Annotated in this window: 14 protein-coding genes and 1 tRNA gene; 8 read left to right on the top strand and 7 right to left on the bottom strand. The window is 44.5% G+C overall.

Annotated features, from left to right (window positions below; all coding sequences use genetic code 11):
- Positions 1–7: 7 nt before the first annotated feature.
- The 3 genes from HPS55_RS12395 to rsmI all read right to left on the bottom strand — a co-directional run bounded on the left by HPS55_RS12395 (position 8) and on the right by rsmI (position 2763).
- Positions 8–493, bottom strand: coding sequence for a TlpA family protein disulfide reductase (locus HPS55_RS12395; protein ID WP_172178278.1), 486 nt, complete (start codon positions 491–493; stop codon positions 8–10).
- A 560-nt stretch (positions 494–1053) separates the two neighbouring features.
- Positions 1054–1902 (bottom strand): Cbp1 family collagen-binding glycoprotein adhesin, encoded by an 849-nt coding sequence (locus HPS55_RS12400; protein ID WP_172178280.1) that lies wholly within the window; start codon positions 1900–1902, stop codon positions 1054–1056.
- 45 nt (positions 1903–1947) lie between these two features.
- On the bottom strand, positions 1948–2763 hold the full coding sequence (rsmI, locus tag HPS55_RS12405; protein ID WP_172178282.1) for a 16S rRNA (cytidine(1402)-2'-O)-methyltransferase: 816 nt from the start codon (positions 2761–2763) through the stop codon (positions 1948–1950).
- 94 nt (positions 2764–2857) lie between these two features.
- Here rsmI and HPS55_RS12410 point away from each other — a divergent pair, with 94 nt between their 5' ends.
- The 8 genes from HPS55_RS12410 (at position 2858) to HPS55_RS12445 (ending at position 9306) form a co-directional block, all read left to right on the top strand.
- Complete coding sequence (locus tag HPS55_RS12410) at positions 2858–3433, top strand: thymidine kinase (protein ID WP_172178284.1); 576 nt, start codon at positions 2858–2860, stop codon at positions 3431–3433.
- Positions 3434–3507: 74 nt separating this feature from the next.
- The gene (locus HPS55_RS12415) at positions 3508–4596 is read left to right on the top strand and encodes an AI-2E family transporter (protein WP_172178286.1); all 1089 of its coding nucleotides are present in this window, start codon (positions 3508–3510) and stop codon (positions 4594–4596) included.
- Between the two features lie 154 nt (positions 4597–4750).
- Positions 4751–4826: transfer RNA gene (locus tag HPS55_RS12420), tRNA-Lys, on the top strand.
- Between the two features lie 214 nt (positions 4827–5040).
- Entirely contained in the window at positions 5041–6216 is a 1176-nt protein-coding gene (locus HPS55_RS12425; RefSeq protein WP_172178288.1) for a site-specific integrase, read from the top strand.
- 564 nt (positions 6217–6780) lie between these two features.
- Positions 6781–7236: a hypothetical protein gene (locus HPS55_RS12430; protein WP_172178290.1), complete on the top strand. Its 456-nt coding sequence runs from the start codon at positions 6781–6783 to the stop codon at positions 7234–7236.
- 32 nt (positions 7237–7268) lie between these two features.
- On the top strand, positions 7269–7937 hold the full coding sequence (locus tag HPS55_RS12435; protein ID WP_172178292.1) for an exodeoxyribonuclease X C-terminal domain-containing protein: 669 nt from the start codon (positions 7269–7271) through the stop codon (positions 7935–7937).
- The gene (locus HPS55_RS12440; RefSeq protein ID WP_172178294.1) at positions 7934–8503 is read left to right on the top strand and encodes a hypothetical protein; all 570 of its coding nucleotides are present in this window, start codon (positions 7934–7936) and stop codon (positions 8501–8503) included. Before HPS55_RS12435 ends, HPS55_RS12440 begins: the two co-directional genes overlap by 4 nt.
- Before the next feature lie 56 nt (positions 8504–8559).
- Positions 8560–9306 carry a nuclease-related domain-containing protein gene (locus tag HPS55_RS12445; protein WP_172178296.1) on the top strand — a complete coding sequence of 249 codons (747 nt, stop codon included), beginning with the start codon at positions 8560–8562 and terminating at the stop codon, positions 9304–9306.
- Positions 9307–9333: 27 nt separating this feature from the next.
- Here the strand turns inward: HPS55_RS12445 and HPS55_RS12450 are convergent, their stop codons facing one another.
- From HPS55_RS12450 to HPS55_RS12465, 4 genes are all read right to left on the bottom strand, one after another.
- Positions 9334–10866, bottom strand: coding sequence for a mobilization protein (locus HPS55_RS12450; RefSeq protein ID WP_172178298.1), 1533 nt, complete (start codon positions 10864–10866; stop codon positions 9334–9336).
- Between the two features lie 240 nt (positions 10867–11106).
- Positions 11107–11706 (bottom strand): P-loop NTPase family protein, encoded by a 600-nt coding sequence (locus HPS55_RS12455; RefSeq protein ID WP_172178300.1) that lies wholly within the window; start codon positions 11704–11706, stop codon positions 11107–11109.
- The gene (locus HPS55_RS12460) at positions 11707–12456 is read right to left on the bottom strand and encodes a DUF7833 domain-containing protein (protein ID WP_172178302.1); all 750 of its coding nucleotides are present in this window, start codon (positions 12454–12456) and stop codon (positions 11707–11709) included. It abuts the gene before it with no gap.
- Complete coding sequence (locus tag HPS55_RS12465) at positions 12437–12682, bottom strand: helix-turn-helix transcriptional regulator (RefSeq protein ID WP_172178304.1); 246 nt, start codon at positions 12680–12682, stop codon at positions 12437–12439. Before HPS55_RS12465 ends, HPS55_RS12460 begins: the two co-directional genes overlap by 20 nt.
- Positions 12683–14205 lie beyond the last annotated feature (1523 nt).

Below are 14205 nucleotides of genomic sequence, written 5' to 3' on the forward strand. Positions count from 1 at the left end.
TCCAAGATTATTTCACGAGCTCCCGCACTTTCTCTATCAGCTCGGCCTCGCCTCCCTCGGTATATCCGTTGTGCTTGTAGACTATATTCCCCTTGCCGTCGACAATGAGCACGTAGGGTATCATCTGTATGCCCAATGCGCGCTTGAAATCACCGTTAGGGTCGAGAAGCACGTCATATTCCCATCCGTTGTTGTCGACAAGCGGTTTGACTTTGTTGATGTTCTGTGCCTGGTCTATGCTCACGGCTATCACTTTCACGCCGGTCTCCTCGCGCCATTCGTCGTAAACCTCGCTGATGGCAGACAGTTCACGGTTGCAGGGTTTGCACCATGTGGCGAAAAATGAGATGATAAACGGTTTGCCATCGTTCGACAGCTGGTCTGTACGTACGGTTTTTCCGTTGATATCCTTCAACTCAACCGACGGCAACTGTGCCGAAGCCTGCAACGCAAAAGCCACGGCCATAAAAATCAGAAATGCGATCTTTTTCATTATACAATAATTTTGCAAAATGCCACTTATATATAAATTACGTTTGCAAAACTACATATTATTTATAACAAGAAAGAACTTTTTCACAAAAAAAACGCAAACACGTCTCTCTTTGTCATTATTTCAAAAAAGGGCATGCCATACTGTCCTCCATTCCTAAAGGCCTTGGGCCCTACGGAAAAGATTAAAGATTATTCTGAAAAAAAAGCTTTTTGTTTTTTCACGAAATAGAAAAGCCGCGAGGCCCTCTCTGCTTTCTTGACACACGTTTTTGAGCAGTCCTGCCCGCCGTAAGGCCCTCCCGACACTCCCGCGAGGGCCGTTTCGCCTTGCAATAAGGCCGCCGTCGCAATGCAATAACGGCCTTATTGCAAGGCGAAACGACCCTCTCTGCTTTTTTGACACGCGGAAAATACGCTCTGAAAATCGTAACACGCTGACTGTCAGCGCACTCTATTTTGGCGCAAAAAACCGCCATTTTCGGGCCATAACCCGTAAATGACGGTTCAGATGTCGCTTAACATACGTTAAAGTAAATATATTTGGTCAATCAGACCGTATTATTTCACGAGTACCACAAGATACTTGCTTGTGCTCCAGAACAACTGCGGATTGGTGATGCGCAGCACATACTGCTTGTTGGAGTTGCGTTCGAGCGTGTAGCTGCCGGCCGGATGTGAAGTGAGCATCTTTGCCGAACGCGAATAGAGCTTTATCTCCTTGTCAATGCGGATGTCTATCTTGGTGAAGTAGTCGCGGTTGAAGTTGGACTGAAGCACCTTGCCGTCCACAAGTATCTTCTGATCTTTCAGCTCGTCCTTTGTCCCGAAGACGAACCATGCGGTGTTGAGCTGCTTGTCCTGTGCATTGATAGTGGTGGTCTTCTGCGACGACTCTTCCTTCAGTTCGGTAACATTCGTATTCAGACCGGCTATCTGTTCGTCAAGCTCGGTGATATGTATGTCCTTGGCGTCAAGTTCGGCACGCAGTTTCTGAAGCTCAGCGTCTTTTTCAACAAGTTGCTGTGTCAGGTTTTCAATGGTGCGCTTGAGCTGGTCGCCTTTGAAAGTGCTCTCGCGGAGCTGCTGCTGGAGCTTGTTTATGAGTTCACGGTTCTGACGCATTGTCGACTGTATGAACTGTACATTCTCGCGTATGAGCTGTTTCTTCGTGGCCCCCTCTCCCTGTTTGGCCACGCTAACACGATTCTGAGCCTCATTGATTTCGCGGAATCCTTCTTCAATCTCGTTGAAGGTGGCAAGCATGTCGTTAATCTCGTTGTCTCTCTCCGTTATCACCTGATTGAGAGAGTCGCGCTGACGGACGGCCTCCGTGTCTACCTTAGGCGCTTCCTGCCTGCATGACGCTACGGCCATCAGGCACAGACCTATAAATAACAGTTTTTTCATATCTTCTCTTGTTTTAAAAGTTTATATTCCATTAATCACCAAAAGCTAATGTCTCTTCGATTTGCGATCACGCCTGTGACCGTCGTCGTTTATCGATGTGCCGAAAATCAATTCGCGGGCACTCGGGGCGGTTGAAGTTGTACAGCCCTCTTCTCCTGCATTGACATTTTCGGTATTTTCTCTGTCTCTGTCGCCGGCTCCGGCCAGAACGATTACTATCTCGCCGCGTGGCTCTGCAGCCATGAACCGGTCAATGACTTCGGCAAGTGTACCCCTGACGCTTTCCTCATGCACCTTGGATATTTCGCGGCACACGCTCACCCGGCGGTCCGGCCCGAATACATCGGCAAACTGCACGAGAGTCTTCACCAGACGATGGGGCGACTCGTAAAATATCATTGTGCGCCGCTCACTGCTCAATGCGTCGAGACGTGTCTGGCGGCCTTTCTTTGCCGGAAGGAATCCCTCGAAGCAAAAGCGGTCGCATGGCAGCCCGCTCGAAACCAGAGCCGGCACGAATGCCGTTGCTCCCGGCAGACATTGCACCTCTATACCGGCCTTTACTGCCTCGCGCACAAGGTAGAAACCGGGGTCGCTGATGGCGGGCGTGCCGGCATCGCTCACCAAAGCTACTGTCTGTCCGCCGCGAAGACGCTCCACCACTGCTGCCGACGTGCCATGCTCGTTGAACTTATGATGCGACATGAGATGATTCTGTATGTCGTAATGTTTCAGCAGCACACCCGATGTTCGGGTGTCCTCGGCAAGCACGACATCGGCCTCGCGCAGCACCCGTACGGCCCTGAAAGTGATGTCCTCCATATTTCCCACCGGAGTGGGTACTATATACAATATCCCCATATTGCTGACAAATGTAATGAATTCTCTGCTATCCTCAAAAAAAGAAGGTTGAATCTTTGCAATTTTTAAAACGTATTTGTACATTTGCACCCAAATGACAGAAAACTTAACATGGGAGGCCCACCGTCCAGGAAGAATAGAGGTGGTTTGCGGCTCGATGTTCTCAGGCAAGACAGAAGAGCTGATAAGACGCATGAGACGTGCAGAATTTGCCCGTCAGAAAGTTGAGATTTTCAAGCCCGCCATGGACACGCGCTATTCCGACGGCGATGTGGTGAGCCACGACCATCATTCCATCCCGTCGACGCCGATAAGCTCGTCGGCCGAAATATTGCTGATGTCGTCGGACATAGATGTGGTGGGCATCGACGAAGCTCAGTTTCTCGACAACGGTCTCATCGAAGTGTGCAACGATCTGGCCAACCGTGGCATACGTGTAATAGTGGCCGGTCTCGATATGGACTACAAGGGCATACCGTTCGGACCTATACCGGCGCTATGTGCCATTGCCGACGATGTTACAAAGGTGCACGCCATCTGCGTGAAGTGCGGCTCACTGGCTTACGTGAGCCATCGCATTGTGGAAAGCGACCGCCGCGTGCTACTCGGAGAGACGGCCGAATATGAACCGCTATGCCGCGAGTGCTACCGAAAGGCTACGGCACGATGAAGCGCGGCGCACATCATATATTGCCTGTTGCCTATCAATTATATACTTATACAACAATTAGAATATTCTGAAAGATGACCATTACGTTCGACAGATTCATCAGGTGGATGCTCGGAGCGTTGCTTGCCGCAGCCATCATCTATATGGTAAACTATCTGAGCAATGTGCTGCTGCCGTTCTTCATTGCATGGCTGCTGGCCTATCTGCTCTACCCCACCGTCAGATTCGTGCAATATCGCATGCACGTACCGGGCAGAGTTCTGTCTATCATTGTCACGCTGGTTTTCGTGACGGTTGTCATCGGCTGTATCGTCTGGATGATTATCCCGCCGATGATAGAACAGTTTGAAAGGCTGGGATATCTCCTGGGACGCTATCTGCACGACACCATACACGTTAACAACTTTCCCGCCGCAATACAGTTGTGGCTGAGAGAAAACGACGAGACTATAACGAGCCTTTTCCGAAACGAGGACATCATGGAGGCTGTAAAGGAGACAATGCCAAAGGTATTTGCCGTGATAGGAAAGACGGCAAACATTATAATGAGTATCATCGCATCGCTGATTACATTATTGTATATGTTCTTCATACTTAAGGATTACGAAAAACTGTCAGCAGGATTCATTCGACTGTTCCCGCCAAAGAACCGTCCTTTCTGGCGGGAACTGACGGACGACGTGGAACGGGAGCTTGACAGCTACATACGAGGTCAGAGCCTTGTGGCTCTATGTATCGGCGTTCTTTGCTGCATAGGATTTACCGTCATCGGATTTCCCATGGCCATAGGTCTGGGTATAATGATAGGACTGATGAGCCTGATACCTTACGTCCATTCGCTCGCGCTGATACCAATCGTTTTCCTTTCGGCCTTGAAAGCTGCCGATACGGGGCAGAACTTCTGGGTGGTACTCGCATCGGCCCTCGCTGTATTTGCCATCGTACAGGTAATCACCGACATGGTTCTCGTTCCCAAAATAATGGGCAAGGCTATGGGACTGAATCCTGCCGTGCTGCTGCTGTCACTGTCGGTATGGGGCTCGCTGCTCGGTTTTCTCGGACTTATCATAGCTCTGCCACTGACCACGCTCATAATCGCATACTATCAGCGATATGTTACAAAAGAGGGGCAACATGCACAAAAAGACATAACCGCCACCTAATCCGTTACATTTGATAAGGCAATAAAGCGAAGGATACGCTCAACGAGCATTTATTTGAGCATTTATTGAAAAATAAACCGGCAAAAATTTGGCCGTTACAAAATAAAGCATTACCTTTGCACTCGCTTTTACAAACATACTTGTAAACAGTCGGGATCCGCTAGCTCAGCAGGTAGAGCACAACACTTTTAATGTTGGGGTCTTGGGTTCGAGCCCCAAGCGGATCACCAAAGAAGGTCTTCAGCAATGAAGACCTTTTCTTTTCAAAGACACTCGCCGCCTCTGATGTTCAATCAGTTACCCATTCTTTTGAGGCAGTATATAAGGTGGTAGCACCATCAAAAAAAACGAGAAAAAGCGACACACTTGGACGTAAAAAGCCCCCTCGGGACGGTTTTTGTGTTACCGTAGCTGTGTTACCAATCTCACAAATGTGTTACCATTATGAGTAAGTACGTAAGATTATTCTTCAACCGGAAGAAGAAAGCCACAACAACCGTGGCAGGAGCTATTGAAATCGTTGTTTGCTTACAGAGAGAACGCTGTTATTTTCATTCAGGGCATAACGTTACCCTTGACCAATGGGAGAATGGAATGGTGGTAAATCATCTGCGTGCCGTTGTTATCAATGAGGAAATTCAAAAGAAAGTAACAGAGTTCGAGCATATCCTTATAGCCATGCAGGTGAACAAGGATGACATGACTATCGCCCAATTCAAGACATACCTAAGTGCAGACGGTGGCAATCGCCGTAACTTTATGGCATGGCTCAGGGAACGTATCAATAATCGTCCGCTTCGCGAAGAAACTCGAAAAGGGCATTTAACCACATACAAGGCACTAGAACGATTTGGCAAGTTCAAAACCTTTGATGATGTAACCTTGCAACATATCTATCAGTTCGACCTTTTCATAAGGGAGGAACAAACCTGTACGATGAAAGGGAAGCCAATCATCAGAAGTCAGGCTGCCATCCACAACTACCACAAACGGTTTAAGTCGTATGTGGCCGAAGCTTTCCGTCTCGGGCTTATCAAGGAAAATCCATACGAGCGTTTTCAAGATAAACGTGGGGAGAAAAGCGACCGTCCTCACCTCACCGAAGCACAACTGAAAAAGCTAATCCGTATGCGGGAAGAAAGCACGGATGCCATAATGAACAGGTATCTTGACTTCTTCCTTTTCCAGACTTTTACAGGCATGGCATACAGCGATGCCAAATCGTTCGATTATGAACAGCACATTGTCACTATTGATGGCAAAGATTACATTGACGGGCATCGTATAAAGACAGGAAATGAGTTTGTTACTCCCATTCTGCCAATTACACAGAAAATCTTGGAACGTAACAATTACAAGATGGAAATAACCTCCAATCAGAAATACAACCAGTTCCTCAAAGGCATCGGTTTGGCTCTTAATTGTTCTTTCCCGTTAACCACACATATTGCCCGGCATACATTTGCCTGTACGGTGGCTCTCGGACAGGGTATATCCAAAGAGGTGCTACAATTTATGATGGGGCATACCTCAATAAAGACAACTGAAATCTATGCAAAGTTGCCAATGCAATATGTGTCGCAGAATATTGGGGATAAGATGTTCAGAGCGTGGAAGTAAAAATTCAAAGAGGAGATGGCTAAAAGGCATCTCCTCTTTGTTTGTTATTTATGCAGATGGTCAATTAACGATAATCAATTGTCAAGAAATTGTTCTTTACTATTGGATTTCAGCATTATTTGTGCTTTGAGAACCAATGACGGTACAAAAGACCGTAAAACCACACTTTTAGAAGGAGCTTTTTCGTCCATATCTATCATTCTCCATATCATATTGTGTGAAACTCGGATAATTTACATACGCAAAATACAGAAATTGGCTCAAACATAATAGTTTGCCAAGAAAAATTAGTAATTTTGTACTCGGATTGAGGTAACTCTGTCCAAGACATAATGGAATAAAAAGAAGCGTTATGCTTATCTTGTGAATTGGAAACGTAGGAAATTTCACAATTACACACAAGGGTGGCATAGTGGTTCTCACGCTATAGCGTGGGCTGCTATTACTACATTCGTGTGTACAGGTTTCCTACGACCTCCAATTCAGAACGTGGCATTTGCAGTTCCACGCTTCTGCGTAATTAACGGCCCAATTGGAACTAAAAGAGCCATTGATAAAAAGACAATGATACAAAAGTTTATAAAGTACATTATACCAATCATCGCTATGATAGCACTAATGACATCTTGTGTTTCAGGTAAAATAGTTCTATCTAATGATGCAAACATTAGTAAGTACAAATATGTCATTTTCGGAAAGGAAACATCAGGAGATAGAGAATTGGATGATGTAGTTATGTCTGTTCAAAATCAGATAGCGGAAACCAATCTTATAGTTTTATCTGCCTCCAATACTGTAAAAATTATTGAGTATTCAGATAGTATTCTCACACCTAATATTCATGTCACATCCGAAAAGTGGGATGGAGGGCATACATATATAACAGTAACTTTTTACGATTATAACACTAATCAAAGTGTAGCTGTCATAAAAAGTAGTGGTATAGGAATGACAGTAAGCCATGACCAAAATATAGCCCTAAGTGCAATAAGGAAAAAACTTAATAAGTTGTTCAGGTAGTACAAAATTTTCACAACAAAAAAAATAGAAATATGTACCCAAACGATAATATCTTCAACATATATTACAACATAGGCAAACGAACTCCATTTTTAGTTAAAAGATGCGAGTTGGGGTTAGCACGAGCATCAAGCGAAGAAAGGCGCATAGACCCAAATCAGGATAGGACTTTTTTAGTTGAAACCGTAAAACCACGAGGGAAATATGGCAAAGCGTATGGTAAATGCTTTGTGGATGGTAAACCTGACGATACTTATAGACAAGAATGTTATCCTGATATAAAAGATGAGGAAATTCCTTGTGCTGGGTGTGGAGAGTGGGTTTTGATAGATGTTCCAGGGGTATCACTTGATGAGATATTTCCAATTCACAAGGCTAAAGACATTCTGATGTTCGGGAAATATAAAGGAAAATCTTTCGGTGAGATTTATAAGTTGGATTATCAATATCTTCATTGGTTAGAAACAACAGACAGATTTTTCAAAATAGACTTTGAGGAACTTAGGCGATTGTACCCAAATGTGGAAAACTCCTCTGTTATATCTATAACAGAAAAGATAATTGATTTTGGCAAATATAAAGGAAAAAAGTTCAGTGATATAATAAATGATACATCTTATCTTGAATGGCTTGTTTCTATAGAGAAATTATCTATTGAGGAATTTAGATTATTAACAACGAATAAATACAATTTAGAATGAAGAAATTTATTGCTACACTAACAGTGTTATTTATCGCCATTAACATTATGGCGCAAGAACATCTTACCTTTAAAGGTATTCCTATAGAGGGAAGTATGACCGAATTTTGTCAAAAACTTAAAACAAAAGGATTTACTTCAATAGGACGTGAAAACAATATAACTTTGTTTACAGGTGACTTTACAGGTCGAAAGGCAACTGTAGGCGTGACTGCAACGGATGATGGGAAAAATGTTTTTGCAGTAGTTGTTTTTTTTGACCCAAGTGGTGAGTGGAACACACTTGTTAATACTTACGACTATTATAAAGATTTATATACTCGTAAATATGGTAAGCCCACGATTTCAAAAGAGAAAAATCCAGCCCTCTCAGATTCCAATACCGCATTAATGGCAGAAGTACATCAAGGAACTGTGGTATATGGCAGTGCGTGGGAGGTAAAAGGTGGTGATATACAACTATCTATAGAAAAAACTTCTGGAGTTTATGAGGGTATGGTAATGATTCGTTATAGGGATTCGCAAAATGTCGAGAACAAAATAAAGAATGATTTGGATGATATTTAAAGATTCTTTGATGGTAAAGCATTATAACAATCTGTCTGACTATTGAATAATCATTGATGCCACTCATACCTATAATACTTTTGTTTTGTTTGATAATTGGCATTGCCTATCTCGTTTATATCAAACGAAAAGAACGAGAACTCATCGAACAGGTTACGCCCATTACTCGTGGAGAGTGGTCGGAACGCAGAGTGGTGCTATATTTATTGAAGGAAGGTATCAACCCTAAAGCCATATTTCATGACCTATATATTCAAAAACAAAATGGTGAATATACACAAATAGATATAGCTGTTGCAACAAAAGCTGGTCTTATAGTATTCGAGGTAAAGGATTATAGCGGTTGGATTTTCGGTAACGAACATCAGAAATATTGGACGCAATTATTGGCGTATGGTAAGGAAAAGTATCGTTTCTATAACCCTATAATGCAGAATGCCAGACATATTCAATCCGTTAGGCAATGTTTACCGCAAAATCCTGGTATTCCAATTTATTCTGTTATCGTGTTCTTCGGGAATAGTGAGTTTAAGGATGTTACTTGTAATGCTGAGAACACTTTTTTAATTTATCCTCGTTCTATCCGTCAGGTGGTTTCAGAGATTTTGATGCAACCTGAGGCTAATTTTGGTAATAAATACGAGATAATGAACTTATTCACTGAGGCGGTGCAAAACGGCAATGACCCGATGATAGTATCTTCTCAAATCAACTCTGCCGCATATTATGGTCGCAATACACCTCAGCCAACATATACCACACCTTTCAATTCGTTATTTCATTTCGGAAGATTTTTGCATTGAAGAAGATTTTGGTAATATCAGTGACAATTACATTTTAATGTTGTTCTCTTGTTTGTGTTCAATCTTCCAATCATACGCCCCATTAGCAACATCGGCAACCTCTTTGTAGGTCTGCCGATGTTTCGTTTCATCAAATGGCTGTCGGCTTTCCGCATAGTCGCATAGCCAAGAGCCGATTGCCTGTTGCTGCTTCACTGACTTGCCGTAATCCTGCATGACGCTCTTGATGTCTGCGGCTTCATCATTGCCGAATATGGACTTGTATTTTTCCGTGCCGTAATGGATTATGGCATCAATCGCACATTTGAAAATCTCGCTGGCAGCATAGAGCATATCAGCCAAGATGTTCAAAACCTCCCTGTTGGTTTTCCATGCATTCTGCCAAACACGAATGATTTTATCCTTTTCCGCATTGGCAAGTTTGACTGCATTTTCAACACGCTGCTGCTCGTCCGCTTTTTGTCTGTTGAGTTGTGTTACCGCTTTGTCCCTTTCAATAGTCAGCGTGCGGTTCTGCACTAAAGCCTTGTCTCGCTCGTTTTCTGCTTTCTGTCTTTCCTCGACCAATACTTTTGTTCGCTTCTCTACCTCCCTTTTGACGGCATCGGGAAAGGCTTTTTTCATGCGCTCGTTCTCTGCTGCGAGCCTGACATTTTCCTTTTCGACCGCCGCCGATTTGCCGACCCCTACAAGACTTCCTACACTGTCAAGTATGCTGTCCACCTTGCCTCTGCGGATGTCATCACGCTGTTTCTCTTTCTCGGCAATCTCGTTGTCAAGTTCTACATTGCGTGCCACCTTTGCCTTGTTTTCGTTCTCAATGGAATCACGCTCGTTTTCGGCTTCCTCCTTTGCGGAGAGGGCTGCTTCCTTTTCGGCTTTGGCTTTCTCGGCTTCCTGCTTCTGCTTGGCAAGGATGAAGTCCGTGCGCTCCAGATGTTTCTTGCCTGTCTCAGCTTTGGAGATGCCCCTTTGCATATCCAAACACTCAGCCAAAAGTGTCTGCATCTCGCTCATGGCTTTCTCGTCCAATTTGCAGGACTTCCCTGTATCATGGTTCATCCAGTCCCAAACGATATGGGCATGGAGATTGGGTTTCCATGTGGCAATGTCTTGTGGGTTCTCGTAATGTCCCTCGTCACGGTGAATGAACACTTGCAGGGCTGTGATACCCCAACGCTCCTTGCACACCTCACAGAAACGCTGCAACTGTTCCATGCTGGTATCTTCCTTGATTACCACAACACCCTCTTTGAGTGGGGTGCTGCCACGCACGACGGTCACCTTTCCCGTCTTCTTGTTCACACGCTCACGGTCTTTGGTCTGCATTGCCCGACCTGTCTTTTCCTTGACCATTGCGGCTATCTGATTGTAACGGTCGGTCAGTGAGGTGTCGCCAAAGTCTGGTGCTACCCACACCTCATTTTTCGCCATGAGGTCAGTGCGGATGTAGAGATTTCCCTTGACTATATTTGCGAGGTATTCTGCTGTCCGCCTGTTGTGCGCCTCGCTACAGCCTGTGTTGCAAGGCTTGATGTTGATGGATGTCTTCTGTGCCATATTGCTTTTGCATTTTATGATTATACAAGAGGGAAAAGGTTATTAGGGCAGAGCCTTAATCGGAGGGTGCAGGGAGAGGGTCACTCTTTGGTCGGGTTGCATAGGGCTGAAAGTCCTTGCCGGGTTCTCAGGGCAGAGCCATGAGTGGGACGGGGCAAAGCCCAGCCCCTCGGGAGAGCCCACAACTTCGGGAGCGCAGCGGAGAAGTTATAGTGGGCTATATCTGGGCAAGCCCAGTATTTATCCATGCCGCAAATCCTCTCCTGCAAACACCACCAGCCGGGTAGTTGCTTTCAATCTGGAAAGGGTGCGCTCTCCGTATTTTTCTGCCAGTTGTTCTTTGGTGCAGTTGGTATTTGCAATTAGAAATTTGCCTCTGCGTTCGCAATCATCCACGAAGTCAGGGAACACGTTGAAACGGTTGCCGTATTCTTGATATGGTTCCTCACGCCCTACATCGTCAATGATAAGTAAACGATTTTGCATCACTTCGGTGTAGTGGCGATTCATCTCACGTGCCAAACACATTGCCATAATTTTGTGAAGATAGTGTTGCATGATGCATGGAAGTATCTGCAAACAAATGGTGGTCTTTCCCCTACCGCAGTTGCCCATACAGAACAGTCCAAGCCCTTTGTTGTCAGTCAACCAGTCTGCCACCTTATCATATTCTGGTTGCCATTTGTAATCACCGCCTAAGAAATGTTGCAGCCCTGCATTCAGCACCTCTTTTGCATTGGGTAGATGAATTTGCAACCGTTGTGGTTGCAGGCATATTTTCCGTTCTGCGAAATTGCGCACTGATGCACTGAAGTCTATCATGTCATTTGAATTTTCCATTTACCATTCTGATATGTTTTTGAATTTATTCGGATTATTTTCTGTCAATTTAATCCCCACTTGCTGAGGCGACAATGGTTTCTGCTTGTTCCCCTTGCTGCATTCTTTTTTCATCAGCCAATTCACAAAATGCTTTTGCGTATCGGCAAGCGATTTGAGTTTCATACCGCCAGTTTGCAGATAGAGGAAAAAGCCTTCAAGTCTATTCCCTATGTTTGTTTCATCCAGTTTGATTCCCTGTTTACCGAGATATTCCTTTATACGCATTATCCATTCCCTATCATCACATAGAATATTTTGCAGCCTGTCCAAAGGAAGAGGTTCCTCCATAGAAATAGTAGATTTATTGTCTGCTGTCTTATGTGTCTTTATAATAGTTCCGTCTGCTGTCTCACACGGTGCCACATTCACAGTTCCATTCTGTGTTCCATTTATGGTCACATTCTGCATTATCGAATCTTTTGATTTTATCAGCAATCCATAGCAAGGCACAATGGAATTGTTCTTTCCCTCTTCATAAGTGATAAGTCCACGGTCTTGCAACTTTTTCCTCAACCGGCAGAGTGTTTGACGACTGATGCCGAGATTATTAGTTATTCGCTGCGTGCTGCATCCAAAAGGATTGCGCCAATACTGGCGATTGGATTCCGACAGGAAAAAGAAATACAGCTGAGTTTCTTTTGCGGAGAACATCTGTACTTCATTCTCTCGCCAGAACTGCTTTATGTAATCAAAAGGGCTCGCTTCCATATCGTTTGCGATTAAGTAGGGTTGCATCCACTTCCAATTTACTAAAATAAAGGTGCTTGGCATTGAGATGATACGGTAACTGTTTACGTTGGCAACGCTTACGCACAGCATCAACCGACAGGCCTAAATATTCCGCAACCTGCTTCACGTTCATCACCACATCGGTATGCCTTTCCATACGTTGAACCACATCCTTCACTACTTTGATATAATTTTCCTGTTTCATGTCTTTTTTTTAAGAGTTAAATAGCTTCCGATTGTGGTACCTTCAATCAGGAAGTGACACAAAGGTACAGAGCTGGTCATGAGCAAAACAAATTTCCAAATCACTAAAGGCTGAAACTTAACGCTTATTATTATATGAAGGCGATTTCATACTCACTTTCATACTCAAGCGCTATATTTCAAGTAGTTACAAAGAATATAAGAGAGGTGATAATTTACAGAGAGAAGTATAACCATTGTCGACAAAAAAAGTAGAAGAAAAATAACCATATAAAATGGGCACAGTTTCAAAAGGAAACATTATCTTTGCAAAGAAGACGGACAAAGAGAGTCTGTCATGTGAGTTTATAAATATGTGTTACCACATTGTGTTACTCACTCAAATAGAACGCTACAACTGAATATCGGAAGACTCTGATAATGAAAAGATAACGCTTGATATTTTGCCAATAAAAAAGGCTCAATTCAGATACCAAACGGATCACAATAAGATTTATCAAATCACAGAAAACCTCTGAAAATCAACGATTTTCGGAGGTTTTGCTTTTTACCTCCTACCCCAAATCGGCGCAATATATTGCAATATCCAGTGTGCAAGAAGGGAGCAGGATTTTTCGTAACCAATTTGCTCCCTGCAACGTAGTCATTTCGCTATTTTTCAATGATTTGCGTTGATTGCAGCACCTTCCATACTGCTTCCTTTCGGGAGCAAACAAGGGAGCCGGATATGGGCGATGTGGTACGTTTTTCAAGGTGTACCACGATTATCGGTCGGCTTGTACCACACCTGGCGTTATTTCTGCAAGAAACGGTCAAGCAATTACCGGAAAGAGCAAGTATGTGGGGTCGCCGTGCATGGAGCGTGCGGAATGATCGGCGGCAACCCCATTTTTGCTCCCGTGGGCCTGACAAACGGATTGTGGCGTGACGGCTCAAATTCCATATAAAGAGAAGGCGTCAAGCACACGGATTGGCCGATCGGAGTCTTGCGAGGGAAGCGACGTCCCCGACGCATCCTCACAAGGCGTTGAGGCAAATCCGTGTGTAGCCTTCTCCCGTAGTCGGAGTGTGATCGGATGGTGTCAGTGACCCACCGGATCACCGTCACCATCTGACGGCAAAACCGACACAAACACCGTGAGCCGCCACGTAGGGTTTCCAAAACTTGTCGCTCATTTCTGAAATCATAGTCAAATAAATATATTAAGTTAGTCAACAGAATCAAACTACATAATCACTCGGATATAGGATGGATGCGCCCCGTCGGGGCAACGAGCACATAGCCCGGGGCAGAGCGAAGCGGCACCCCGGGAACAACACGATTGTACACACTCGCCCAGAAAGGGCAAAAGCATTAATTATCAGATATTTACAGTTTATGTATTGTGTGTGTTATGCTTTTGCCCTTGCTCTAAGTTTGCAGAAGATTGCGACAGGGCGCGGGGATTGTCGATGTATGATTCCCGGGGTGCCGCTTCGCTCTGCCCCGGGCTATGTGCTCGTTGCCCCGACGGGGCGCATCCA

This window comes from Xylanibacter rodentium (genome assembly GCF_013166575.1).
Taxonomy (GTDB): Bacteria; Bacteroidota; Bacteroidia; order Bacteroidales; family Bacteroidaceae; genus Prevotella; species Prevotella rodentium.

Coding starts and splice junctions, on each gene's coding strand:
- HPS55_RS12450 (WP_172178298.1), bottom strand. CDS start 10,866: ATGGCACAGAAGACATCCATCAACATCAAGCCTTGCAACACAGGCTGT.
- HPS55_RS12455 (WP_172178300.1), bottom strand. CDS start 11,706: ATGGAAAATTCAAATGACATGATAGACTTCAGTGCATCAGTGCGCAAT.
- HPS55_RS12395 (WP_172178278.1), bottom strand. CDS start 493: ATGAAAAAGATCGCATTTCTGATTTTTATGGCCGTGGCTTTTGCGTTG.
- rsmI (WP_172178282.1), bottom strand. CDS start 2,763: ATGGGGATATTGTATATAGTACCCACTCCGGTGGGAAATATGGAGGAC.
- HPS55_RS12430 (WP_172178290.1), top strand. CDS start 6,781: ATGATACAAAAGTTTATAAAGTACATTATACCAATCATCGCTATGATA.
- HPS55_RS12400 (WP_172178280.1), bottom strand. CDS start 1,902: ATGAAAAAACTGTTATTTATAGGTCTGTGCCTGATGGCCGTAGCGTCA.
- HPS55_RS12410 (WP_172178284.1), top strand. CDS start 2,858: ATGACAGAAAACTTAACATGGGAGGCCCACCGTCCAGGAAGAATAGAG.
- HPS55_RS12460 (WP_172178302.1), bottom strand. CDS start 12,456: ATGGAAGCGAGCCCTTTTGATTACATAAAGCAGTTCTGGCGAGAGAAT.
- HPS55_RS12445 (WP_172178296.1), top strand. CDS start 8,560: ATGCCACTCATACCTATAATACTTTTGTTTTGTTTGATAATTGGCATT.
- HPS55_RS12425 (WP_172178288.1), top strand. CDS start 5,041: ATGAGTAAGTACGTAAGATTATTCTTCAACCGGAAGAAGAAAGCCACA.
- HPS55_RS12465 (WP_172178304.1), bottom strand. CDS start 12,682: ATGAAACAGGAAAATTATATCAAAGTAGTGAAGGATGTGGTTCAACGT.
- HPS55_RS12435 (WP_172178292.1), top strand. CDS start 7,269: ATGTACCCAAACGATAATATCTTCAACATATATTACAACATAGGCAAA.
- HPS55_RS12415 (WP_172178286.1), top strand. CDS start 3,508: ATGACCATTACGTTCGACAGATTCATCAGGTGGATGCTCGGAGCGTTG.
- HPS55_RS12440 (WP_172178294.1), top strand. CDS start 7,934: ATGAAGAAATTTATTGCTACACTAACAGTGTTATTTATCGCCATTAAC.